The sequence below is a fragment of the Providencia sp. TYF-12 genome (genome assembly GCF_041344805.1).
In the GTDB taxonomy this organism is placed as follows: Bacteria; Pseudomonadota; Gammaproteobacteria; order Enterobacterales; family Enterobacteriaceae; genus Providencia; species Providencia huashanensis.
The window spans coordinates 1,960,065-1,986,568 of the sequence record NZ_CP166833.1 but is presented as its reverse complement, the minus strand read 5'-3'; the positions used below and the strand labels follow the sequence as shown (position 1 = coordinate 1,986,568).

Genomic DNA, 26,504 nt, shown 5'->3' with positions numbered 1-26,504 from the left:
CGCTCCTTATGGCAACAGGTCTTTGACGTTAATCGGTTTCGCTTCGTTATCCGCTTCACCTTTGTCTTTACCTGCAATCGCCATACCCGATTTACGGTAAAAGTTATAATCAGGATATTTACCCGGACCTGAAATGAGTAGGTCATCTTTTTCGTAAACCAGATCCTGACGTCTCCAATCGGCCATTTCAAAGTCAGGTGTTAATTGGATTGCCGTAGTTGGGCAAGCCTCTTCACACAAGCCACAGAAAATGCAGCGCGAAAAGTTCACGCGGAAAAACTCGGGGTACCAACGGCCGTCTTCATGTTCAGCTTTTTGCAGTGAGATACAACCCACAGGGCAAGCCACCGCACATAAGTTACAGGCTACACAACGCTCTTCACCGTCAGGGTCGCGTGTTAATACGATACGCCCACGGTAACGGGGTGGTAGATAAACCGGCTCTTCTGGGTACATTTGCGTTTCGCGTTTATCGAACGCATGTAGGCCGACCATCCAAATACTACGTACTTGGGTGGCGAAACCGACCAATAACTCTTTTAATGTCATGGTTCAATCACCCCTTACTGAGCGTTGTATAAAATCACTGCTGCGGTACCCAGCAGATTAAGCAGTGTCAACGGCAGACAAATTTTCCAACCGAAAGACATCACTTGGTCATAACGTGGACGCGGCAAAGAAGCGCGGATCAAGATAAACATCATCATGAAGAACGCAGTTTTAATCGCAAACCACAAGAATGACGGCAAGAATGGTCCATGCCAGCCACCAAAGAACAGCGTCACAATCAGAGCAGAGACCGTTACGATACCGATATACTCACCAACGAAGAACAGACCGAACTTCATCCCTGAGTATTCAACGTGATAACCATCCGCAATCTCTTGCTCTGCTTCTGGTTGGTCAAACGGGTGACGGTGACATACCGCAACACCTGCAATCGCAAAAGTTACAAAGCCAAAGAACTGAGGAATGATGTTCCACATGCCTTCTTGGGAGTTAACAATATCAATCAGGTTGAATGAACCTGCTTGTGCAACCACGCCCATTAAAGAAAGGCCTAAGAACACTTCGTAACTCACGGTTTGTGCTGACGCACGCATCGCCCCCAATAAAGAGTATTTGTTGTTACTTGACCAACCAGCGAATAACACCGCATACACCGCTAGACCCGCCATCATCAGGAAGAATAAAATCCCAATATTCAGGTCTGCCACGTGCCAAGTTGGGCTAACTGGTACGATGGCGAATGCAAGGAATAATGAGCAAAATGCGATAACTGGCGCTAGCGTAAAGATTTTCTTATCCGCGAACTGTGGGATCCAGTCTTCTTTAAACAGCATTTTGAACATATCCGCGATTAACTGGCCCATCCCAAACGGACCAACACGGTTAGGGCCGTAACGGTTCTGGAACAGACCGAGAATACGGCGCTCTCCCAGACTCATGTAGGCTCCACAAGTCACAACAACCAATAAAATGACGACAGATTTAAGTATGGAAATAAGGACTTCCATTACTTCAGGAGAAATCCAATCCATCATGCTCCCCTCCGCAGATTATTGACTGACACGCCAGCCAGAACAGGTGCGATACCCGGCATCCCTAATGGTAAACCAATTTGACCAGTCGATAGGTGATTACTGAGGCGTACAGTTAAGTTAAATGCTTGACCTGCATGGCTAAATTCAGCTTTTGTTCCTGCTGTCAAACCAAGTGACTCTGCATCTTGCGCATTCAGCATGATATAAGGCTCAGGCATACGCTGTTGGATCACGTCTGAACGCTGTGACATTTCGTCACTGCCGAACAGATGGTAATACGGCGCCACCACCCATTGAGCTTCAGTCGCTTGATAAGCTGCTGGAATATCAGTGAAGTAAGCCAATTTACTTTCTGTTGAATTGAACAAACGCACACCTGGGTCACCAAATAACAAATGGCCCCCCACTTCTGCTTGGAATTTATTCCACGCTTGTGGTGAGTTCCAACCCGGCGCCCAAGCAAATGGAATTTGCTGACGTGGTGCCGTTGGGCTGTTGTTCCCTTCCATTGAGAAAGCAAATGGAGAATCAATATCTTGCGGTTGACGAGGCTCATGAACAGATTGGTTAGCCAGCATCGCTGTTCGACCACTGTAACGATGAGGTTCACGTGCCAGTTTTTGACCACGGATACGGAAAGAGGCTTTTGGTGCAGAATCAACAATGCCTGCAAATTGTGGCAGTGTAGCAACACAATCAGCAATCACATGGTCAAGTTGCGACCAGTCTGCATCACGTTCCTGTGCTTCAGTTTGCAATGAATGCATCCAGCGCCAGCTTTCGTTCATCACGATAGCTTTGTCGTAATAAGTTGGGTCGAAGACTTGGAAGAAACGTTGTGCCCGACCTTCTTGGTTAATCAACGTACCGTCTGCTTCAGCAAAGCTTGCTGCTGGCAGAACTAATGTTGCTTTATCCATGATGTCGGTTTGCTGATGGTCAGCAACAATCAAATGCTTCAGCTTCGCTAATGCGCTATTAACCGCATCTACATTGCTATGACGGTACAGGTCGTTTTCGATAACGATAGCCACATCCGCTTCGTTCGCTTCAATGCGAGCTAATGCGCTGTCTAATGGCTGTGCGTCCATCATTGCTAAACCAAAACTGTTTGCATGAGAGGCTAAGTAAGATAAGCCCACCTGCGCACCTTTCGCTTTTAGTGCAAATGCCACGTTAGCCGCGGCTTGGATCATCGCCTCACTAGCACTATGGCTACCACTGATAATCAGTGGTTTTTTCGCGCTTGAAAGCGCTTGTGCGATGGTTTCAACTTTCGCTTTGAGGTCTGCAGGTAAGTCATTCACTGCTGGTGCATCGCCATTAATCATGTTGGCAATAGCAAAACCAAAACGTGCTTGGTCAGCCACAGGAGCACGGTAATTAAATGCGGCGACATCATCTAAGCGGGTATCATCCACATTGGTGATAAACAGTGGGTATTTCGCATGTTGACCAATGTTCATGATTGCCGCGATTTGCCAGTCAGCGACTTTTTGTGCTGCCGCCATTTCACGTGCTTTACCTTTCACCGCTTGACGTACAGATAACGCCATACGCGCACCTGTCTGAGTTAAATCTTCACCCAGTACCAGCACCGCATCGTAACCCTCCACTTCACGCAGTGTTGGCGTATAGATACCGCCATTTTGCAGGATATTTTGCATCAGCGCTAAACGGCGTTGCTCACTCGAAGAAACACCTGAATAGAAGTTTTCTGCACCGACAAGTGCTCGTAACGCATAGTTACTTTCGATGCTTGCACGTGGTGAACCAATACCAATCACTTTCTTCGCTTGATTGATAATTTGCGCACCGCTTTGCATTGCCTCAATAGCCGATATAACCTGTTTTACGCCATTTTTATTTAACACAGCTTGACGTGGACGGTCTTTACGGTTGACATAGCCATAACCAAAACGACCGCGGTCACATAGGAAATAGTGGTTTACTGAACCATTATAACGGTTCTCAATGCGGCGGATTTCACCATAGCGCTCACCAGGGCTAGTATTACAACCGATACTGCACTGTTGGCAGATACCCGGGGCAAATTGCATGTCCCATTTACGGTTATAGCGCTCAGAGTGCGTTTTATCGGTAAAGACCCCTGTCGGACAGACTTCAACTAGGTTACCTGAGAATTCACTTTCTAGCGTACCGTCTTCTGTACGACCGAAATACACATAGTTATGTGCCCCATAAACCCCCAAGTCCGTGCCATCTGCGTAATCTTTGTAATAACGCACACAGCGGTAACAAGCGATACAGCGGTTCATTTCATGACTAATGAACGGCCCTAAGTCTTGGTTGATGTGTGTACGTTTCGTAAAACGATATTTACGCATATTATGACCGGTCATCACCGTCATATCTTGTAGGTGGCAATTACCGCCTTCCTCACAGACTGGGCAGTCGTGAGGGTGGTTGGTCATCAGCCATTCCACAACACTTTCACGGAATTGTTTGGCTTCTTCATCATCAATTGAGATGTAGGTACCTTCCGTTGCCGGTGTCATACAAGACATTACTAGGCGACCGCGAGTATCATCCGCGTTCTGATATTGCTTAACCGCACACTGGCGGCAAGCGCCAACGCTTCCCAGCGCCGGATGCCAGCAAAAATAAGGAATATCTAGCCCGAGAGAAAGACAGGCTTGTAACAGGTTTTCAGACCCGTTTACGTCATATTCTTTGCCGTCTACATATATTGTAGCCATAGTCAGCATGCTTCCCAAAGGCCCGCATAAAGCAGGCGTTAATCAAAAATACGTTCTTCGTGAAAAATCTCTTTAGCGGTTGCTCAATCGCTAAATAATTACCAACGCTGCTTGAGCAGGTTTGGTTGGATACCCGCAATCTGCACGATGTTACGCAGATCTTTTTGCGAGATACCCGCTTCAAATTCATCACGGAAATATTTGATGGCACTTTGCAGCGGTTCGACTGCTCCCGGTGCGTGAGCACAGAATGTTTTACCCGGACCTAAGAAACGGCAAAGTTGCTCTAATGTTTCGATGTCACCCGGCTGGCCTTCGCCTTTTTCCAGTGCTTGTAAAATTTTCACGCTCCACGGCAATCCATCACGACATGGCGTACACCAACCACAGGATTCACGTGCAAAGAAGGTTTCTAAGTTACGAACTAACGAAACCATGTTGATTTCATGATCAACCGCCATTGCTAATGCAGTACCAAGACGGCTACCGGCTTTGGCAATATTTTCAAAATCCATTGGTAAGTCGAGGTGGTCATTGGTCAGGAAGTCTGTCCCTGCCCCACCCGGCTGCCATGCTTTAAGTTTTAAACCATCACGCATACCACCTGCGTAATCTTCTAATACTTCACGTGCCGTTGTACCAAATGGTAATTCCCATAGACCCGGATTTTTCACACGCCCAGAGAAGCCCATTAATTTAGTGCCCGCGTCTTTACTCTTACCTGCGCTTAAATCGATGTACCACTGGTCACCATGCTCTAAAATAGCCGGCACGTTACAGATAGTTTCAACGTTATTTACGCAAGTTGGTTTACCCCAAGCACCTGATGTTGCAGGGAATGGTGGTTTAGAACGCGGGTTAGCACGACGACCTTCTAAAGAGTTAATCAGTGCAGTTTCTTCACCGCAGATATAACGCCCAGCACCGGTGTGCACAAATAGCTCGAAATCAAACCCCGAACCGAGGATATTTTTTCCTAACAGGCCCGCAGCTTTCGCTTCTTCGATGGCACGGCGCAAGTGTTGAGCTGCCTCAACATACTCACCACGTAGGAAGATATAACCACGATAAGCTTTTAGTGCATATGCTCCCGTGATCATCCCTTCAACTAACAAATGAGGCAGTTGCTCCATCAATAAGCGGTCTTTGTAGGTGCCCGGTTCCATTTCATCCGCATTACATAAGAAATAACGCAGTTTCATGTTTTCGTCTTTTGGCATCAGGCTCCATTTCAGGCCTGTTGAGAACCCCGCACCACCACGCCCTTTCAGGCCAGCGTCTTTGACAAGGTTAACAACTTCATCCGGTGCCATGCCTTTGAGCGCACGCTCAAGACCTTTGTATCCGTTTTTACTGCGGTACTCATCTAACCAAACAGGCTGATTGTCATCACGCAAACGCCATGTTAGGGGATGAGTTTCAGCAGTACGGATCACTGGATTAACAGAATTTGTCATGGATACTGCTCCAGTAATTTTTGAATATTTTCAGGCTGCACATAACTGTGAGTATCTTCATCGATCATCATCGTCGGACCCTTATCACAGTTACCCAAGCAACAGGTTGGCAGCAATGTAAAGCGACCATCGGCTGTTGTTTGGCCAGGGCGAATATTCAGCTGTTTAATGATTTCAGCTTCTAAACCCTGATAACCAGTAATATGGCAAACAACACTGTCGCAATAGCGAATAATGTGGCGTCCAACAGGTTGACGGAAGATTTGGCTATAGAATGTTGCCACACCTTCAACATCACTAGCGGGGATACCTAAGACGTCAGCGATAGCATAGATCGCACCGTCCTCAACCCAGCCACGGTTTTTTTGCACAATTTTCAGTGCCTCGATAGATGCTGCTCGCGCATCTTCATAGTGATGTTTCTCACCTTCTATTTCTGCACGCTCTTCGTCAGTTAAAACAAAGCCATGATGAGCTTGAGGTTCGAATACATTCACCACATCGAGTTGATTGTGTTTATCATGTTCATTATGCATGGTTAGCGATCCACATCCGACATTACAAAATCGATACTACCCAGATAGACGATTAAGTCTGAAACTAAACTACCGCGAATAACCGCAGGGATTTGCTGCAAGTGAGCATAGCTTGGCGTACGAATACGTGTACGGTAGCTCATCGTGCTGCCATCACTGGTCAGGTAGTAGCTGTTGATCCCCTTCGTGGCTTCAACCATCTGGAATGATTCATTCGCAGGCATCACTGGCCCCCAAGACACTTGCAAGAAGTGGTTAATCAGGGTTTCAATGTGCTGTAACGTACGCTCTTTTGGTGGCGGCGTCGTCAATGGATGGTCGGCTTTGAATGGGCCTTCTGGCATATTCTTGTAGCATTGCTCAAGAATACGGATACTCTGGCGCATCTCTTCAACTTTGATCATCACACGGTCATAGCAGTCACCGTTGTGAGCGATAGGAATATCGAATTCAAAGTTTTCATAACCTGAATATGGACGCCATTTACGCACGTCAAAATCAACGCCTGTAGCACGTAAACCCGCACCTGTCACACCCCATGCCAATGCCTCTTCTTTGTTGTACATTGCTGTACCAATAGAACGGCCTTTTAAGATGGAGTTTTTCAGTGCAGACGTGACATAAGACTCTAAACGTTTCGGCAGCCAATCAAGTAACTCACGCAGCAACTTTTCCCAACCGCGCGGTAAGTCGTGTGCAACACCACCAATACGGAACCAAGCTGGATGCATACGGAACCCAGTGATAGCTTCAATCACGTTGTACACTTTTTGACGGTCAGTAAACGCAAAGAATACAGGTGTCATTGCGCCGACGTCTTGAATATAAGTACTGATGTATAGCAAGTGGCTATTAATACGGAATAATTCAGACAGCATGACGCGAATGGTCTTTACGCGGTCAGGCACTTCAATGCCAGCCAATTTTTCAACGGCTAACACGTATGGCATTTCATTCACACACCCACCGAGGTACTCAATACGGTCAGTGTAAGGAATGTAACTGTGCCATGACTGGCGCTCGCCCATTTTCTCAGCACCACGGTGGTGGTAACCGATATCAGGCACACAGTCGATAATTTCTTCACCATCAAGTTGCAGTACAATACGGAATGCACCGTGTGATGATGGGTGGTTTGGCCCTAAGTTCAGGAACATGAAATCTTCATTTTCATTTCCACGTGCCATGCCCCACTCTTCTGGTTTGAAAGTTAAAGCTTCCATTTCCAGATCTTGTTTCTGTTTAGTCAGAACAAAGGGGTCGAACTCAGTTGCACGCGCAGGATAATCCTTACGCAGTGGGTGACCTTCCCAGCTTGGCGACATCAGTAAGCGACGTAAATTTGGGTGACCTTGGAAGGTGATCCCAAACATATCCCACACTTCACGTTCATGCCAATTTGCATTTGGGAACAGCGAAACCATAGAAGGTACGTTGAGGTCTTTCTCATTAAGAGCGACTTTCAACATAATATCGCGGTTACGGTCAATAGAAATAATGTGATAGAAAACACTAAAGTCTGCTTCAGGCAGGCCTTGACGGTGGATTCTTTGGCGTTCATCTACCCCGTGTAAGTCAAATAGCATGACATACGGTTTTGGTAGTTTCTTTAGAAAATCTACAACTTCCAGTAATTGTTCACGACGAACCCAAACCACTGGCATACCAGTGCGGGTTGCTTGAACAGAAAAGGCATCCGGCCCAAATTGATTGCGCAGTTCCAGAAGCACAGGGTCATTTAAATGTTCCTGTGTCTGCCATCCTGGCTGGGTACTACTCGCTTGCGCTATCTGATCTGTCATCATTCTTCACCATAACGCTTGATCAGGTTTATTATTTCGCAACAACATTGCTCTGTTACGCTGTATGGCTTTAAGCCTTAAATTTCGTCTGGTGTACGCAGGTTCGTCACTGCAATACGTTCACCGTGCTTTCTTTCTCTTTCTGATTGCATGTTGGCACGGTAAACCCCTTGGTCACCAACGACCCAAGACAGCGGACGACGCTCTTTACCGATAGATTCTTGCAACAGAAGCAGAGCCTGCATATAGGCTTCTGGGCGCGGTGGGCAACCTGGGATATACACATCTACAGGGATAAATTTATCGACGCCTTGTACAACAGAATAAATGTCATACATACCACCAGAGTTAGCACATGAACCCATGGAAATAACCCATTTTGGTTCAAGCATTTGGTCATACAGACGTTGAATAACAGGCGCCATTTTAGTGAAACATGTGCCTGCAACGACCATGAAGTCGGCTTGGCGAGGAGAAGCACGTAGTACTTCCGCACCAAAGCGGGCTACGTCATGAACAGCCGTGAACGAAGTCACCATTTCTACATAGCAACATGAAAGGCCAAAGTTATAGGGCCATAGAGAGTTTTTGCGCCCCCAGTTAACAACATCGTGAAGTGCATGAGAAAGTTTCCCCATGTACACACTGTTTTCAACTTGCTGCTCCAGTGGATCAGTTACGATCTCCTGAGTTTGCAGTGGGTAACGGTCGTTCTCACCGTTCGGATCTATGCGGGTGAGCGTATAATCCATTGTATAATGCCTCGCTTTTTACTGCGGATGACGATTGCTGATTTTAATAACTTCACTAGGATGCTTTACTTTTCCGCGAGAACGGACTGGTGTCCAATCCAATGCTCCAACGCGAACTAAATAAAACAATCCCGCCAACAATACCAAAATAAAGATAGCGGCTTCGATAAAGCCTACCCAGCCAGCTTCGCGGATGGCGACTGACCATGCAAATAGGAACATGGCTTCAACATCGAAGATAACGAAGAACATGGCGACTAAGTAAAACTTAGCTGACATACGAAGACGTGCACTACCGACCGAATCAATACCTGATTCGTAAGGGACATGTTTTGTTCTGGCTTTGGCGCGGCTACCCAAGAAGTGACCTGCGACCAGCATGAAAGCACACAGACCGATAGTGCCGATAAGGAATATCGCAAACGCCCAGTTATGGGCTAACGCTAGGATTGATGTAGACATACTCGTTGCTTACTCATTACTTATGGTGCGTAAACTGCTCTTTTTTACAACACGGCAGTATTGCACCACAATTGCCCAGTTAATCGAGAAGAAAGACCAAACATTGATCACCAACTAAAAGATCACCAAACTTAAATCAGTCTGTTGACCGCGTTTGGTTTGTCCTCTCTCATTACAATTTACTTTACCCAAATTAGGTAAAATAACCCGTATTTGTTACAAAAACCTCACAGACTAAAAACACTAAAATAACAAAAAGTACTCATAATCTGCTAAAACGTGTCAGTGTAATGATACACAAGTAAAGACGCAAACTAGTTTAACTGATTATTCGTTTTTACTACACCATTATCTCAGGAAAAACCTGTCTTAACAGATGAAAAATTGCTCTTTTTATTTGATCTAACGCACAGTTTTATTGAAAAAGTACTCAATTTGTTTACATCACATTCAATTTAACTTTAAGAAGCCTTAACGCATTTTTATTGTTTAATTTAAGTAACTAACTGACATACCAGCGCTATTTTACCAATTCTGCTAAAAAAAATTGTTAATAACATAACAAATCATTAACTAACTAATGAAATTCAGGTTATGCCAGCTACATCACAATTATTTCATGCTCTTCAATATTTAACCATACTTATTAAGTGGTTAATTGATTTTTTTATAAGCTAAAATCGGAAATAAAATGATAAATTTGAACTTGATAACGATAAAAAGCATTTTGACTATTTAAACACTGACTCAATAGGATTACTTGATACCGTTTCCCAATATTGAACATTAAACACGGTAACGTGAAATAATCGTTTCAGTCAGTAAGCATTATTTTGTTTGTGCTCAGCAGCAACAAGTCACAAATAGGATTATCTTGCCACTTTTTATCACGTTGTAATTTGATTGTGTAAGTTGTGCTCTTTCCACCTGATGCGCCGTTAAAATAATATCTGTCTATAAGCAGTAACGCATTGATCACAAACAAGTGAATCACTTGTAAGTTAATAAAATGATATAAAAAACGGTACTTCCAAGCAGGTTGGAAGTACCGTCGAAACAAATAAATAAATTATATATTATGATTAAGCTAAATTAGACGAAACGATTAACTTAATTCTCCCCATCATTGCTATCAGCCAATTCACTCGCTGACGATGCAACATAAGGTATTTTTTTGTTTTCGATGGCACTAAACACCGTTAAAACAAAATCTTTCTGTTCATCTGCATTTTTATACAACCAATACTGAATATCAGGTAAACGAGGTAACCCATCTGATTCATTTAAAATACGTAAATCCGCATTTTGCATTTCCATTGGTCTAGCAGTTACCCCAACCTCAGCATTCACAGCAGCACGAACAGCTGGTAAAGAAGCAGCCTCATAGGCTACATGCCATGGCAACCCTGCTTCATCTAACGCATTAGTACACAGTTTACGATAAGGGTTAGTTTCATCCATAACAACTAACGGTATTGGCTCATTAGGGCGCAATTGGAAATCAGGAGCACTGTGCCATAACACAGGTACTGTCCTTAATGCCGTCTTAGGATGATGACTAATCCTTGTTGTCGTTAATGCTAAATCCACTTCGTGATTATCTAACATTGACTCAATAAATTGCGCTCGCTTGATGCGAACTTCAACAGCAACTCGTGGGTATACTGATGCTATCCGGTTAAGTAAAAATGGCAGCAAAATATCAACAGTGTCGTCTGATGCTCCGATACGAAGTTCACCTTCTGCATCGTTATAAGTCAATGATGCAGTTGCATCATCATTTGCACGAAGAATTTGCCTCGCGTAACCGAGTAATTGCAATCCATGTGCTGTAAGCAGTTTATTCCGCCCATGACGAGCGAAAAGCTCACGACCGACTAATTGCTCTAAACGTTGCATCTGCTGGCTTACCGCAGACTGCGTTCTACACACCGCAGCCGCTGCGGCTGCAAATGTATTTAGATCAGCGACAGCAACGAAAGTTCGTAGCAAATCAAGATCTAAGTTCATAATGGGACGATTGGAATTTATCATCGTTCATTCTCTTATATAATATTATGTAACCTGGTGTTTCTGCTCTCCTCCATGAGAATCAGCGAGTTTTGTGCGACTACTAAGTGAGTGCATTTCTAATCCATAGATCTGCAATAACTTCTCTTCTACTTTTCTTTATTTTACCTATTTAACACAAATATAGCGCTTATTAGCGACAAAATAGCTGAGATAAATAGAATACTTCCAAAAAATCAAAAATGTATTTAAAAAAAGGAATATACTTCTTAAAAGCTAATTAAAATCCCTTCGTTTAGTACACCTAAATAGTAACATATTTAATGTAATCACAATTATTTTAATGTAAGCACATTATAAAAATCATTTCACTATTTTTTAATGTCATTAAAAATCAATAAATTACAATAAAATGAAGCACTTTAAGTTAAAAAAAACCAGCCGAAACAATCAATATTACTAACAAAACCCCACTAAAAATTACAAAAAAAGGCCGTTATAGCGTATAAATTATGACAGTATTCATGATTCCATTATCAATATTACATTTCGATACAATTTTTCTTTTAAGAGCTAGGATTTCCTCATTTTTACCATTTCTATACTAAAACCCTAAAGATTATCGAAATTAAACTCCAACTTAAAACATACAATTAGACTGTAAGGCTAACTTAATGAATATATTCAGAGCCCAAGTATTACATTTATGCTCAAATCAACCTTTTACACCAAAGATTACCTAGCATCTTCAAAAGCTTCTGACAGAAGAGTACAGTAAGGTAATAATGCCGGTCCCTACCAAAGTAACCCCGTTAGGGTAATGAGAGAACAATGAATAATCTAACCAAATCTAATAAACTCGATAATGTATGCTATGACATTCGCGGGCCTGTGTTAAAAGAAGCTAAGCGCTTAGAAGAAGAAGGGAACAAAGTTCTCAAACTGAATATTGGTAACCCGGCACCATTTGGCTTTGAAGCGCCTGATGAAATTCTCGTTGATGTTCTACGCAATTTGCCTAGTTCACAAGGTTACTGTGATTCAAAAGGGCTCTATTCTGCCCGTAAAGCTATCGTTCAACATTACCAAGCTCGCGGTATTCATGAAATGACCGTTGAAGATGTCTATATTGGTAATGGGGTATCAGAACTCATTGTGCAAGCAATGCAAGCGTTACTTAATAATGGGGATGAAATGCTTGTCCCTGCACCTGACTACCCTCTGTGGACCGCCGCCGTCTCCCTATCTGGTGGGAAAGCCGTTCATTATATGTGTGATGAACAACAAGGGTGGATGCCAGATATCGAAGATATCCGCAAAAAAATTACACCAAGAACCCGTGGTATCGTTGTTATCAACCCCAATAACCCAACAGGTGCTGTATATAGCAAAGACCTGTTGATGGAAATCGTCGAAATTGCTCGACAACATAATCTCATCATTTATGCGGACGAGATTTACGATAAAATTCTATATGATGGTGCAGTCCACCATTCAATCGCAGCATTAGCACCGGATTTATTAACCATCACGTTTAATGGTTTATCAAAAACCTACCGCGTTGCTGGTTTCCGTCAAGGTTGGATGGTACTAAATGGTCCTAAAAAGCATGCTAAAGGCTATATTGAAGGGTTAGAAATGTTAGCCTCAATGCGTTTATGCGCCAACGTCCCTATGCAACATGCCATTCAAACGGCTCTCGGTGGCTATCAAAGCATTAGCGAATTTATTCAGCCAGGTGGTCGCCTATATGAACAGCGCGAACGCGCTTGGGAACTGATTAACCAAATTCCAGGGGTTTCTTGTGTTAAACCTCAGGGGGCGCTGTATATGTTCCCAAAAATTGATATTAAACGCTTTAATATTCATGACGACCAAAAAATGATCTTAGACTTGTTATTACAAGAAAAAGTGCTATTAGTTCAAGGCACTGCATTTAACTGGCCTGAACCTGATCATTTTAGAATTGTCACGCTACCCTATGCAGATGATTTAGAAATGGCGATTAATAAATTTGGCCGTTTCTTAGAAGGTTATCGCCAGTAATATGGTATTTTAGTTATTCCAAAAATAAAGCCTCCTATTTGGAGGCTTGTTAAATTTTACATTTCATCATCTTTTATTGACTGTATTATTTTGATTATCAAATAATAGAAATAAAATAGATTGCCACAAGGAAAAACCCCAATAATATAAATGGAAAGTATTTCATATTGCCCCTTTATTTCTTATTTAAAAGTCCATTATATTTTTTTAATATTATAATTCAATATAATTAATATATTAATTAAAAAGTTCCAAAATAGATATTCGGATTGCGATTGATAATTGAATGTTATTTATTTTATATTTTAGAAATAACTAATTAAAAAAACAATAAACTGATATCACTTTACTTCTATTTTCGATATAATTTCTATGGCCTACAAACAATATGAAGAGGAATTATGAGCTACTTTTTTGCCCATCTCGCTAGAATGAAACTGATCCACCGCTGGCCACTTATGCGCAATGTACGTACTGAAAATGTCTCTGAGCATAGTTTACAGGTTGCTATGGTCGCTCACGCACTTGCCATCATTAAAAACCGTAAGTTTGCAGGTAATGTAAACGCAGAGAAAATCGCACTACTTGCCATGTACCATGATGCCAGTGAAGTCATTACCGGTGACCTCCCTACTCCTATCAAGTATCATAATCAACAAATAGCCCATGAATATAAAAAAATAGAGAAATTTGCGCAACAAAAGCTTATCGACATGCTACCTGAAGAATTACAAGACGACTTTAAAGAATTAATTATTGAAGATTTACAATCGGAAGAAGAGCATTTTATCGTAAAACAAGCAGATACATTATGTGCCTATTTAAAATGTCTAGAAGAGCTGTCCGCAGGGAATAGTGAGTTTAAATTAGCCAAAAGGCGTCTAGAGAAAATGTTAGCGGAACGAAATAGCCCAGAGATGGAATATTTTATGAAAACCTTCGTACCCAGTTTTACTTTATCTTTAGATGAAATCAGCAATTAATATATAAGTAGTAGTATTTTATATCTACTTATATATCTGTTGATTTACCAATCTAATAATAGCAAATTAGATTCGAGTTTATTCTATAAAAAAGGTTATTCAACCTTCACTAGCTTTTTATTGCAACCTATCATAGTAGAAAATGCAATATAAAATGTTTTTTTATCCCCATTAATACCTAGTATTACATATTCAGAGTCATCAATAGAGATAGTACAACGTAAAGGCTCTTTAGTTTTATATACTTCCCCTTTCTTCGTCACAAATTTTATTGACCAAAAATCATATGAATCTATTTTATTTCGTTCAAATAATATGGTAAATACTTTTTTTAGCTCAGATTTATCTGGAATATCATATAGTTTTATTGACGTAGCAAGTTTTTTAGTCACATCAAAATAACCTGCAACGAAGTGAGTTAGTTCAACATGTGACAATGTCTCCCCCCAATAATTTTCAAAGTCACAATAACCATAATTGAATTTATCATCTCCCCATGATTCATTTTGACTCATTTTATTCACCTATAATTGAAATGTATTGAATTACAGAGAATATCAACAAAAAAATTTCTTTTAAAATATATTAAATATTAAAAATATCATTAATTTTAATAGCAAAAAGCTCTAATATAGATTAGAGCTTTTTGCTAAAATTAATTTCTATGAGCTTAAAAAGGAAATAGTATCGGAATAACTGCCACACTAATTAACATAACAATAATAGTAAATGGCACTCCCATTTTCAAAAAGTCAGCAAATTTATATCCGCCGGGGCCAAGAACTAATGTATTAACAGGAGATGAAACTGGCGTCATAAAGGCAGCTGAAGCCGCAATCCCAATCACCATAGCAAATGGCAACGGTGAAACTTCCATTTGACGTGCGGCAGCAATCGCAATAGGGGCCATTAACACCGCAGTTGCAGTATTTGAGATAAACAAACCAATAGTAGCGCATAAGATAAAGAGACATAACAGCATCACATGAGGGCCTAACCCCCCTGCAACTTTCATCAACGCGTCAACCGCAAGGGCAATCCCCCCTGTTTCCTGTAAAGCTATAGCAAACGGCATCATCCCTACGATTAAAATAATACTTGGCCAATGGATAGACTTATAAGCACTTTCCATATCAATACAACGGAATTTACCCATTAACAAACACGCAATCAGCGCAGCGATAAAGTTTGGAATTTCATTAGTCACCATCATTGCCACCATTAGGGCTAGGCAAAATAGCGCATGGGGAGCTTGTGATGACGCTGGCGCAACTGCTTCTACTTCCGCAGCAAGGTTTAATACAATAAAATTACGTGGTTTAGTGGATAAAATACGGATTAACTTCCAATCACCAATTACCAGCAAGATATCGCCAAGTCTTAGTGGTTCATCAACCAACTTTCCATCCAATGCTTTACCATCACGACGGATCCCGACGACGTTAAGCCCATAACGAGTACGAAATTTAATGTCCCTTAACGTTTTACCAAGCAGTTCTGAATCAGGGTTCATGGAAACTTCAGCCATTCCCACATCGCGGGATTGGTCAGAAAAGTAATCACCACGTAAAATCATTGGTTCGAGTAATTGCTCACTGCAAAACTGCCGCAACTCATCATCACTGACCGAAATATCAACCAATAAAACATCACGTTCGCGCAGTTCCGTCCCCCCTGTCGCACTGACCATAACACGACGGAATTTACGCCAGCGCTCAATGCCCACTACGTTTGCTTCATAGCGAGAACGTAGGTGTAATTCATCAAGGGTATGGCCTATTAATGGCGAGCCTTTGCGAATAGCGAGGCGGCGTGCTCTACCAGTCAATTTATAATCACGAATTAAATCACGAAAACTACGCTGATAGCGTTCAGGGAGTTTGTCTGGCTCGTTGCTTCCTAACCAGCGACGTGTAACCCACATATAGGCTATACCCGCCAATAAAATCAGAATACCGATAGGTGTAATTGAGAAAAACTTAAAGCCTTCAATCCCCTCACGAACCAATTCACTGTTAACAACCATATTCGGAGGCGTTGCAACCAATGTCATCATGCCGCTCATTAGCCCTGCAAAACCAAGTGGCATCATCAGACGGCTTGGGGAAGTTTTCATCCGGGCAGAAACACTGAGAACGACTGGAATGAAGATAGCAACCACCCCTGTTGAACTCATAAATGCACCCAGCCCCGCAACGGTGAGCATTAAAAAAACCAGCATCTTGCTTTCGCTGCTTCCTGCTACGCGAACAAGCCAATCCCCCATTTGATATGCGATGCCAGTTCGGACAAGACCGTCACCTATAACGAATAAAGCCGCAATCAATAGTACGTTAGGGTCAGCAAACCCTGCCGTTGCTTGCTCAAGTGTTAAAGTATCACTCAGAACAAAAGCGACAATCACTAATAGCGCAACCACATCCATACGGATTTTATTTGTGGTAAATAAAACTATCGCGATCAACAGTAAGGTTAATACCCACAGCAATTCTCCGTTCAAAATATCCCCTTTCGACGAAAAAATACATTGCTAAAGTTTTTCTTTAGTTAACCATGTTTTACGGAGAATTTCTTTGATTAGATCATCATTAATCCGAATTAGACACTAAAAGTTCATAATCCCCATTATTGTCGGGGCCCATAACTGAAATTTGTGCCAATGAATTGATGATTACATTAATTTCATCACGACGGGCCATTTCTTCTGGCGCATGGACTGCAACGACTTGGCAGCCAGCACTAAGTGCAGAATGAATGCCTGCCGTAGCATCTTCGAAAGCAATACAGGATTTTGGCGATAAAGAAAGTACATTTGCACCTAATAAAAATGGCTCTGGATCTGGCTTACCTTTAGTTACCTTTTCAAAGGTTACCCAGTGTTTTGGTTCCGGTAGACCCGCTGCTTGCTGACGACCATGAGCGATTGGCACTGTTCCTGAAGTCACGATTGCCCAAGGTGCACCTATTTCATTTAAACGCGTTAATAGCGCTACAGCCCCCGGCAAGGCAACCACTCCTTCCATATCTTCACTTTCCATTTTCTCTAACCAGCGGAAATAATCCATGACCTCTTCTTCAGTCGCATCGGGTAAAAAATGACGTAAACTGGTTAATGCTGGCTTCCCATGAATATAGCTAATAATTTCCTCAGCACTTTTACCGATACGCTCACCAAACTTACACCAACAACGCTCAACCACTGCGAGCGAATCTGCTAATGTGCCATCTAAATCAAATAGAAACCCTTTTGCCTTTAATTTCACGTCTACCCCTTTCTTGTTCTTGAATCGATTCTATCTCTTAGTTAACGCTAAATAGACGCCAATGCGCAACCTCAATAACAAAAATAATCAAGATTTGCGTTAATGACTTAGATTTGAGTGCACTGGAGAGTTAAAACAGAAAAGAAATGTTAATTTAAGTTTGAGTTTGAGTTTGAGTTTGAGTTTGAAATTTTTATACTTATTAATTTCATTTGCTCTAAATTATTCGCCTTGACGCCAAGTAGAAGTATGACGAACAAATTTACTCTAAGAAGTTTGTGCTGTAGCTAAGCGACCAGAGACGAGTAGCCGAACGCAGTCAACAACGCTACAGCGCAAAATACGACGAGCACTAAGCATTGAAGATCTGGGAAATCTCTACCGCTGAAAGATGATACTGGCGTGGACAAGCATGCCAAATCGCTAACATCCGTACATATTTATCCCACATTGGCGTTTGTGAGTTAAACCCATGCGTCCCGCTGTCGAAGTGGGTATAACGCCCTTCTGTATTTACCATAAAGCGGACGTAGCTCAAATAACGTGCTTCTGTTGCGGCATCAAAGCCCAAAAACTGCACACGGCGGCCATCAATCTCTTCCTTGTTAGCCATGTTGCTATAAGAAACTTGCAGTGCATGGTACATTTCCATGATATCAATAACAGTACGGCAGGTATCTTCACTTAAATGGCCGAAGTCTCTGTCTAACTCACGCATTTGTAACCCATAACCACGTTCAATAATGGTTTGTAGACGACGATAACGTTCTGCATTATCAGGGTCAAGCATGGTCATCATTTTATATTGATTCGATAAGATCAAGCGTTGTGCGTTAGTCATTTCCATCATGGTTCTCCCACTAAAAAGTATGGCTTATCTTCGCATTCAACATTAATCATAGACAGTGAAAACACAACTTTTATTGATCTAAACACCCTTTTTACATTACTTATTGTTAAATCTACCTTTTAATAGAAATTATCTCTTAAATATCTTCCATAAAGGAACGATCTAATTGGTTAAATGCGCGCTTTAGCAAGTCAGCTAACGCCATATAATCAGGTTGCTGCTCAATCGGTGCCATGGCAATTCCTGCTTCAGTAAATTTATCACGGATCTCATGAAACCAGCTCAGCAAGCTAGATGGTAGAGGCGTCGCAGCACGTTTACCTAACCACCATAGGCCTTGCATTGGCAAACTACAGGCAAAAAGAGCCGTAGCAATGGCGGGTCCCAATTGCCCACCTAACGCGATTTGCCATGCTAATGTAAAAATTGCAATGGGCGGCATAAAACGAATACCAAAGCGAACTGCTTTGTTGATACGAATTTCGGGGAAAATTGGCGACAGTTTTTTCTCCATAGGAAAGGTCTTCAGATAGCGGTTACCTAATCTAAAGCGTTTAAAAAAACCGGGCGGTGTACTTTGTAATGTACTCATGAAACGTTTCCTATCGACTTCTGAAAAACTGAGGCAATAATTTGTAGATTGCACCATGGTAAAATGATAGCACATTTAAGATAACGAAATTATTTCATTACATTTACCTTAAGTTAAGTCACTTTACTAAATATCAGCTATTCTAATAGCAATGTAACCCTGTGCTATAACACCACTTTATACGTCACTTATGATTTTAATCAATCAAAGTCTCTATTTTTAAAAAAAACGTATAAAATATAAAATAATTTTAGTAGAATCTGCCACATTTAGAATTGCTGTTGCATTTGTTACTTTGTAACTTTATCCATCTTCGAAACTGAAGATAGACAACAGTTATATATATTGGGGTTTTTGGTCGTTATTTCAACACTAGGTGCAGAGGTTTACTTTTATATGCCTTTGCAAAAAAGGATAGCGCCTGCTTTATCAACCCCTAAAGGTCTCACGATCTTTAACTTTTTCGCCTTTAACATGATATCAATCATGATGTTTCAGGTCATAAATACGCTAGGCTCTAGCAATATATTTTTAATCTGAGTCTTTTCATTTTTTTCAAAAGGCTTCACAACAACAATTAACGATAGGTATTTCCATGTCAAGTAAGCTGGTACTGGTTTTAAACTGCGGTAGCTCCTCACTGAAATTCGCCATCATCGATCCGACTAATGGAGATGAATTTTTATCCGGTTTAGCGGAGTGCTTCAACCTCCCTGAAGCTCGTATTAAGTGGAAAATGGACGGTGCTAAAAAGGAAGCTCCTTTAGGTGCTGGTGCGGCGCATAGCGAAGCATTGGATTTCATTGTTAACACCATTCTTGCTGAAAAACCAGAGTTGTCAGAGCAGATCACTTCTATCGGTCACCGTATTGTTCACGGTGGTGAAAAATTCACGTCTTCGGTTTTAATTACTGATGACGTTATTGCCGGTATTGAAGCGGCTATCCCATTCGCACCACTGCACAACCCTGCTCACCTTATTGGTATTGAAGAAGCAAGAAAATCATTCCCGCACTTGGTCAATAAAAATGTTGCTGTCTTTGACACCGCATTCCACCAGACCATGCCGCAAGAATCCTATCTGTATGCATTGCCATACGAACTCTATTCAGAGCATAGTATCCGCCGTTATGGCGCGCACGGTACAAGCCATTACTATGTTTCCCGTGAAGCTGCAAAAAAACTGAATAAGCCTGTTGATGAGCTCAATGTTATCACTTGCCACTTAGGCAACGGTGGTTCTGTGACTGCGATTGTTAACGGTAAATGTGTTGATACCTCCATGGGCTTAACGCCATTAGAAGGTCTGGTAATGGGAACACGTAGTGGTGATATCGACCCTGCAATCATTTTCCATTTACATGATTCTTTAGGTATGAGCGTTGAACAAATCAATAAAATGCTGACTAAAGAATCAGGTTTACTTGGCTTAACAGGCGTGACCAGCGACTGCCGTTATGTTGAAGACAACTATGGCACTCAAGAAGACGCAACTCGCGCAATGGATGTTTTCTGCCATCGTTTAGCGAAATACGTGGGTGCATATAGTGCACTGATGGAAGGCCGCCTTGATGCTATCATCTTCACAGGTGGTATTGGTGAAAACTCAGCACAAGTTCGTGAAATCACCTTGAAGAAACTGGCAATCCTTGGTTTCGAATATGACCACGAACGCAACTTAGCGGCACGCTTCGGTAAAGAAGGTTTAATCACTACCGATCAAAGCCGCCCAGCGCTGGTTATCGCAACCAATGAAGAATTGGTTATTGCCCAAGATACTGCGCGTTTAACCGCATAAGCAACTTCTACCGCCAGCAACCTGCTGGCGGTATCGTTTTGTCATTAGAGTAACCGAAATAAAGAGGTTCCCGTGTCCCGTACAATTATGTTAATACCTACTGGCACCAGCGTTGGCTTAACTAGCGTTAGCCTAGGTGTCGTTCGCTCAATGGAACAAAAAGGTGTTCAATTAAGCGTTTTCAAACCTATCGCACAGCCACGCGTCTCTGGCAATAAAGACCAAACTACCGAAGTACTTCGTTCGCATTCAAGTATTACTACCATTGTTGAACCATTAAACATGGAATACGTTGAATCGCTGCTAACCTCGTCGAAAAAAGACGTCTTAATGGAAGAAATTGTTGCTCGTTATCATGAGCACACAAAAAATGCAGAAGTTATTCTTATTGAAGGTCTTGTTCCTACCCGTAAGCACTCATTTGCTCAATCATTAAACTATGAAATTGCCAAAACATTGGGTGCTGAAATTGTTTTCGTTACTGCTACTGGTAATAGTAACATTACACAAATGCAAGAGCGTTTAGAACTTGTCCGTAATGAGTTTGGTGGTCAACGTAATAAAAACATTATCGGTGTTATCATTAACAAGGTAAATGCACCTGTTGATGAGCAAGGTCGCACGCGTCCTGATTTGTCTGAAATTTTTGATGACTCCACCAAAGCAACTGTTGCTAATCTTGATACGAAACAGTTAGCGTCATTAAATTTACCTGTGCTCGCTTCAATTCCATGGAATTTTGATTTAATTGCCACTCGTGCAATTGATATGGCAAAACACTTAGGCGCTGAAATTGTTAACGAAGGTGAAATTAAAACTCGTCGCGTTAAATCAGTCACGTTCTGTGCGCGCAGTATCCCGCACATGCTTGAGCACTTCCGCCCAGGCTCTTTATTAGTGACCTCAGCAGACCGTCCTGATGTACTGGTATCTGCTTCGCTTGCCGCGATGAATGGTGTTGAAATTGGTGCTGTACTACTCACTGGTGGTTACAATATCGATGCACCAATCCGTCAACTGTGTGAACAAGCGTTTGAGACGGGCCTTCCGGTTTTCATGGTAAAAAGCAACACATGGCAAACATCCTTGAATCTGCAAAGTTTTAGCTTAGAAGTTCCCGCAGATGACCATGAACGCATTGAAAAAATTCAAAACTACGTTGCTCGTCATATTAGCAGTGATTGGATTGAATCACTGGTTGCAGATTCTGAGCGCCCTAATCGCTTATCACCACCTGCATTCCGCTACCAATTAACGGAATTAGCGCGCAAAGCAGGTAAACGAATCGTTCTTCCTGAAGGTGATGAGCCACGTACAGTCAAAGCGGCTTCTATCTGTGCAGAGCGCGGGATCGCAACATGTATTTTATTAGGTAACCCTGATGATATTCGTCGTGTTGCTGCAGCGCAGGGTATTGAGCTAGGTACAGGAATTGAAATTGTTGACCCTGTCAAAGTACGTGAAGAATATGTCGCTCGTTTGGTTGAGCTACGTAAGAACAAGGGTATGACTGAAGTTGTTGCTCGTGAACAACTCGAAGATAATGTCGTCCTAGGGACACTGATGCTTGAAAAAGGTGAAGTTGATGGCCTCGTTTCAGGCGCGGTCCATACCACTGCCAACACTATCCGTCCACCGCTGCAATTAATTAAAACAGCACCGGGCAGTTCATTAGTTTCTTCCGTCTTCTTTATGCTATTACCTGAACAAGTATTTGTTTATGGTGACTGTGCTATCAACCCAGACCCAACTGCAGAGCAATTATCAGAAATCGCTATTCAATCTGCTGATTCTGCAAAAGCGTTCGGTATTGACCCACGCGTTGCGATGATTTCTTACTCTACAGGTGATTCAGGTGCTGGTAGTGATGTTGAGAAAGTACGTGAAGCAACACGTTTAGCACAAGAAAAACGTCCAGACTTGATGATTGATGGCCCATTGCAGTACGATGCCGCAGTAATGGCTGATGTTGCTAAATCCAAAGCGCCTAATTCACCAGTTGCAGGTAAAGCGACCGTATTTATCTTCCCAGACTTAAATACCGGTAATACCACGTATAAAGCCGTACAACGTTCTGCTGACTTAGTCTCTATTGGTCCAATGCTGCAAGGTATGCGTAAACCAGTCAATGACTTGTCTCGTGGTGCATTAGTTGATGATATCGTTTATACCGTTGCGTTAACTGCTATCCAAGCAGTACAAAACGAAAATGCCTAATCAATAAATAATTGATGTTAAAAAGCCAGTCAGGTTACTTTCAACTGACTGGCTTTTTTATAAAAAAATTTAATCTCTAATAGCAGCGCAATACGGCTTGCAAATATATTCTTGATAATGACATGTGTGCAACACATTCCGTTTTTCACCAAGATAACAAACAGCAACCAAATGAAAATTCCCTCACTCAATACTCATGTATCAACTGAATGAGAAACACCTTATCTGATTTGTCGAAGATGAAGGCTGTAAATATATTCATAGGCTTCAGCTTGGTTAGGATAAACTAACTGAATTTGTAATGGGAGTTCAACACCAGGGTCAATTGTATGCCCACTAGTATTACTCAGTATCACATTCCCACCAGACTCCCTCTTATTTAACCAATTTTTCTGGCTTTCATACCAATTTTCGGAGACTTTCGCTCCAGCAGGTAATTGGAAGGATAACTCCCATAAAGTGACCCGTGTATTTTCTGATATTAATGTCAGCATATAACTATAAAGATAACCACCTTCCCCAGCCCAACTTGCCTGATATTTCTGTAAGACCTCTAAATCTTTTTCTGCAGTGACTATGATATTAGAACTAACATTATGGTCGCCTTCATTTTCATAGCCGGCAGGAGGCGTTATACTGCAAATTAACCTTGTGCTTCCCACTCGTGATACACTTGTATTGAGTGGGATATCAATCACTGTCGAATCATTTGCATCAATATTGACTATCGGGTCAATGTCACTCACTCTCATAAGTAATTCATTCTCTGATTCAGCTTCAATGACAGCACCATTAACTGGTATTTCACTTTTATTAGTGATCTTTAATGGTATGCGCTTTGTGATCCCCCTCAGTAAAGTAACTTGCCTATCAACCATCAGTGTTAAATTCACAACGCCATTCACTTTTGCTGTCACACTATAAGTATTATTGTTTTGATTAATAAAACCGATTGGCGTATTAATTCGTACGCTTAACTCAGTATTACCCAGCCCCTTTCCATCGACTAATACCTCAACTGTCGTTATGGCTCCTGCAGGGAGATTAACCGTATTAGGATAGGAAATAATTTCAACTACACCACTATTCTTAGACGTAATATCCAACGTTACATCAGGGACATCGACACCGCTTTTATTTTCTATTTTAAATTCAAAGTGCTCTTGTTGGCCTAATTTTAATTCAGCTGGATTTTGAGACGATATCACAAGCTCCACTAGTTCAACGGGAGCAGAAACCACTGAGCGGGTCGCATCATTCCAACCGTAATCAACAAGAGAAGGGATTGATGTCATCGCAAGGACTTTGAGTATTTCCCCATCAAGATTAAGCCCAGCAACGAGAGTGGCTGACTGACCCATATTATTAACAACACAAGAAACCCCATCATGATGACCAACATCAAACCCATACGATGCTAACTCTTGTTGATCAAGTTGAATGTTGGGAGAGATAAGAAGAATATCGCCAAGTTCTGAATTGTTATAATTAATATTAGTGTATAAAGCTAGCTTATTAGGTGGGCACTTATCTTTTCCTTTCTGATTCTTTAATAACTCAACTGATTTATTATTTGGCATAATTATATCTTCCATATTAATGTTTACTATTAAGGAAATAAGAAACTGTCAGATGACATAATTAATAATAAAGCTAAGCCTTGTTTATACAACAAAATAAAACCATCAAATTTAATATCGCACCATTATTTAAAATAGGTTTAAAACTGATGCCAAACTTAAATTAAAACTCAATTAATAATTTAGATGTTAAATGCCAGTTAATTATTTAACTGGCATTTAATTGTAGCAATTAAAATAATTATAATTTTTTACGCGTAAATACCGACACAGCACACGCAATAATAATATTCAGAATAAATGCAGCAATACCAATATTCATATAGCTTAAGCCTTCCCCTAACCATGGGAACAATTGAGCTAACGAAATTTTTTCAATATACGTCACTGCAAGGAATAATACCCCTGCCATAATCCCACAAATTGCACCCGCAGGGGTCATTGGATTATGTTGTTTAAAGCTCATCAGCAGCGCAGGGAAGAACTGTGCCACAATATTAACCCCTAATAGCATGATTGCGACCAGCGTGTCATTACTGTGGAATATAAAATACAGACTCACTAATGCAACAAGTGGCACCATAAAACGTGCATACATCCCTGATTGTTGTTTTTCCTCACTCACCCCTAGTGCTTTTTGCACCACACCTGCAAGCATGTTAGACGTTGTGAGTAACAACATTGAGCCCGGCACTAAAGCGGTCAACATCCCTGCTGCGCCAATAAACCCAACGACAACAGGTGAAAACGTTTCTTTCGATATTTCAAACAGGGATAAATCTACAGCGGCTCCTTCAAGATGCGGAATTTGTAGAATTGATGCGTAACCCACAAAAAAAGCAAATAACATAATCAAACTGTACGCTGGAATTAAAATACTATTTCGCTTCAGAGATTTTTCATCTTTTGCAGTAAATACCGCCGCCATATAATGAGGCCAGCAAAAATAAGCAACCACTGACAGAAATACCGTCGAAATATACCAAGGAATATTGAGCCCTGTATCTGAGAAAGTTAAGAAGCTTGGCATTGCAGTATCAATGGCTTTAAACATCTCACCAAAACTACCGTAGTAATGTAATGGAATATAAATACCAATAAACACAACTACAATTAAGATCATTAAATCTTTAAGTGCCGATGTCCAAGCTGAGCCATGAATACCTGAAATCATTACAAATAAGGTGACAGCAATAATACCAATCCAAATCGCCATATCTGCGGGGATAGCACCATAAGATGCTTGAGAAACTATAATGCCTAATCCTTTAAGTTGTAAAACGAATAAAGGCACCATTGCAGCAATAGAAATTAAGCTAATCAGTAGCCCTAAGCCTGCACTTTGGTATTTTTTAGCAAATAATTCAGAAATTGTCCTAACATCATTATCTTTTGCAAAACGCCAAACTCTCGGGTGTACCCAATATAAAAAGATCCCCATAAATGCATTGACGGCTAATGTGTATAAAATAGCAGGGCCTTTGCCATATGCCCAACCACTCCCACCAAGGAAAGTAAATGTTGTGTAGATTTCCCCTGCACTCAGTAAAAAAACCAATAGAGCGCCATAACTACGCCCACCGACAGACCAACCTTCGTGATCCATCGTTTTCCCTTTTTTAGCCCGAATAGCAAGATAGATACTAAAAAGGAAAAAAATGGTAATAATAATTAACGCAGAGCTCATGATGTTTCCTTAGTATTTTTATTATCTAATACATTTATCAGTAACATCACTAAGGCGGTAATAATCACCCATACAACAATCCAAAACATTAAAAAGGGTAGCCCCATCACAAAAGGTTCTACTTGGTTAGCATAATAAATGCCCACCGTTAATGCTAGGATCGGGAAAATCACTAAATAATGGTACCATTTCATAGAAAATTCCT

At 41.4% G+C, this 26,504-nt stretch carries 21 protein-coding genes; 4 read left to right on the top strand and 17 right to left on the bottom strand.

Going from position 1 to position 26,504, the window contains the following annotated elements; genetic code table 11:
- Positions 1 to 6: 6 nt before the first annotated feature.
- The 9 genes from nuoI to ABE954_RS08805 form a co-directional block, all read right to left on the bottom strand.
- Positions 7 to 549: an NADH-quinone oxidoreductase subunit NuoI gene (nuoI, locus tag ABE954_RS08845; protein ID WP_042844439.1), complete on the bottom strand. Its 543-nt coding sequence runs from the start codon at positions 547 to 549 to the stop codon at positions 7 to 9.
- 14 nt (positions 550 to 563) lie between these two features.
- On the bottom strand, positions 564 to 1,541 hold the full coding sequence (gene nuoH, locus ABE954_RS08840) for an NADH-quinone oxidoreductase subunit NuoH (protein WP_042844440.1): 978 nt from the start codon (positions 1,539 to 1,541) through the stop codon (positions 564 to 566).
- Entirely contained in the window at positions 1,541 to 4,264 is a 2,724-nt protein-coding gene (nuoG, locus tag ABE954_RS08835) for an NADH-quinone oxidoreductase subunit NuoG (RefSeq protein ID WP_173424803.1), read from the bottom strand. Before nuoG ends, nuoH begins: the two co-directional genes overlap by 1 nt.
- A gap of 98 nt (positions 4,265 to 4,362) precedes the next feature.
- A complete protein-coding gene (gene nuoF / locus ABE954_RS08830) occupies positions 4,363 to 5,721 on the bottom strand; it encodes an NADH-quinone oxidoreductase subunit NuoF (RefSeq protein ID WP_042844442.1) in 1,359 nt (452 codons plus the stop codon).
- On the bottom strand, positions 5,718 to 6,257 hold the full coding sequence (gene nuoE, locus ABE954_RS08825) for an NADH-quinone oxidoreductase subunit NuoE (RefSeq protein ID WP_042844444.1): 540 nt from the start codon (positions 6,255 to 6,257) through the stop codon (positions 5,718 to 5,720). The genes nuoF and nuoE overlap by 4 nt, the downstream gene beginning before the upstream one ends.
- Before the next feature lie 2 nt (positions 6,258 to 6,259).
- A complete protein-coding gene (nuoC, locus tag ABE954_RS08820; RefSeq protein WP_370661202.1) occupies positions 6,260 to 8,062 on the bottom strand; it encodes an NADH-quinone oxidoreductase subunit C/D in 1,803 nt (600 codons plus the stop codon).
- Between the two features lie 74 nt (positions 8,063 to 8,136).
- Positions 8,137 to 8,811, bottom strand: coding sequence for an NADH-quinone oxidoreductase subunit B family protein (locus ABE954_RS08815; protein WP_004912254.1), 675 nt, complete (start codon positions 8,809 to 8,811; stop codon positions 8,137 to 8,139).
- 18 nt (positions 8,812 to 8,829) lie between these two features.
- Entirely contained in the window at positions 8,830 to 9,273 is a 444-nt protein-coding gene (locus tag ABE954_RS08810; RefSeq protein WP_004259806.1) for an NADH-quinone oxidoreductase subunit A, read from the bottom strand.
- A 1,110-nt stretch (positions 9,274 to 10,383) separates the two neighbouring features.
- Positions 10,384 to 11,307, bottom strand: coding sequence for a LysR family transcriptional regulator (locus ABE954_RS08805; RefSeq protein WP_042844447.1), 924 nt, complete (start codon positions 11,305 to 11,307; stop codon positions 10,384 to 10,386).
- A gap of 807 nt (positions 11,308 to 12,114) precedes the next feature.
- Here ABE954_RS08805 and ABE954_RS08800 point away from each other — a divergent pair.
- Complete coding sequence (locus ABE954_RS08800; RefSeq protein WP_042844448.1) at positions 12,115 to 13,329, top strand: pyridoxal phosphate-dependent aminotransferase; 1,215 nt, start codon at positions 12,115 to 12,117, stop codon at positions 13,327 to 13,329.
- Between the two features lie 401 nt (positions 13,330 to 13,730).
- Positions 13,731 to 14,312: a 5'-deoxynucleotidase gene (gene yfbR / locus ABE954_RS08795; RefSeq protein ID WP_042844450.1), complete on the top strand. Its 582-nt coding sequence runs from the start codon at positions 13,731 to 13,733 to the stop codon at positions 14,310 to 14,312.
- Between the two features lie 95 nt (positions 14,313 to 14,407).
- Here yfbR and ABE954_RS08790 read toward each other — a convergent pair whose 3' ends face one another.
- The 5 genes from ABE954_RS08790 to yfbV all read right to left on the bottom strand — a co-directional run bounded on the left by ABE954_RS08790 (position 14,408) and on the right by yfbV (position 19,017).
- Complete coding sequence (locus ABE954_RS08790; protein WP_048607514.1) at positions 14,408 to 14,827, bottom strand: hypothetical protein; 420 nt, start codon at positions 14,825 to 14,827, stop codon at positions 14,408 to 14,410.
- Positions 14,828 to 14,982: 155 nt separating this feature from the next.
- Positions 14,983 to 16,812 (bottom strand): SLC13 family permease, encoded by a 1,830-nt coding sequence (locus ABE954_RS08785; RefSeq protein WP_048607515.1) that lies wholly within the window; start codon positions 16,810 to 16,812, stop codon positions 14,983 to 14,985.
- 88 nt (positions 16,813 to 16,900) lie between these two features.
- Complete coding sequence (locus ABE954_RS08780) at positions 16,901 to 17,575, bottom strand: sugar phosphatase (RefSeq protein ID WP_042844454.1); 675 nt, start codon at positions 17,573 to 17,575, stop codon at positions 16,901 to 16,903.
- A 352-nt stretch (positions 17,576 to 17,927) separates the two neighbouring features.
- The gene (locus ABE954_RS08775; RefSeq protein WP_042845353.1) at positions 17,928 to 18,422 is read right to left on the bottom strand and encodes a YfbU family protein; all 495 of its coding nucleotides are present in this window, start codon (positions 18,420 to 18,422) and stop codon (positions 17,928 to 17,930) included.
- 139 nt (positions 18,423 to 18,561) lie between these two features.
- Positions 18,562 to 19,017, bottom strand: a complete 456-nt coding sequence (yfbV, locus tag ABE954_RS08770) for a terminus macrodomain insulation protein YfbV (protein WP_042844455.1) — start codon at positions 19,015 to 19,017, stop codon at positions 18,562 to 18,564.
- Positions 19,018 to 19,612: 595 nt separating this feature from the next.
- Between yfbV and ackA the strand changes: the two genes are divergently transcribed.
- Complete coding sequence (gene ackA, locus ABE954_RS08765) at positions 19,613 to 20,815, top strand: acetate kinase (RefSeq protein ID WP_042844458.1); 1,203 nt, start codon at positions 19,613 to 19,615, stop codon at positions 20,813 to 20,815.
- A gap of 72 nt (positions 20,816 to 20,887) precedes the next feature.
- Positions 20,888 to 23,032 carry a phosphate acetyltransferase gene (gene pta / locus ABE954_RS08760; protein ID WP_048607517.1) on the top strand — a complete coding sequence of 715 codons (2,145 nt, stop codon included), beginning with the start codon at positions 20,888 to 20,890 and terminating at the stop codon, positions 23,030 to 23,032.
- A 221-nt stretch (positions 23,033 to 23,253) separates the two neighbouring features.
- Here pta and ABE954_RS08755 read toward each other — a convergent pair whose 3' ends face one another.
- From ABE954_RS08755 to ABE954_RS08745, 3 genes are all read right to left on the bottom strand, one after another.
- Positions 23,254 to 24,612: a hypothetical protein gene (locus tag ABE954_RS08755; protein ID WP_166686857.1), complete on the bottom strand. Its 1,359-nt coding sequence runs from the start codon at positions 24,610 to 24,612 to the stop codon at positions 23,254 to 23,256.
- Positions 24,613 to 24,853: 241 nt separating this feature from the next.
- Positions 24,854 to 26,299 carry a sodium:solute symporter gene (locus tag ABE954_RS08750; RefSeq protein WP_042844462.1) on the bottom strand — a complete coding sequence of 482 codons (1,446 nt, stop codon included), beginning with the start codon at positions 26,297 to 26,299 and terminating at the stop codon, positions 24,854 to 24,856.
- Positions 26,296 to 26,493, bottom strand: coding sequence for a DUF3311 domain-containing protein (locus ABE954_RS08745; protein WP_048607520.1), 198 nt, complete (start codon positions 26,491 to 26,493; stop codon positions 26,296 to 26,298). Before ABE954_RS08745 ends, ABE954_RS08750 begins: the two co-directional genes overlap by 4 nt.
- Positions 26,494 to 26,504 lie beyond the last annotated feature (11 nt).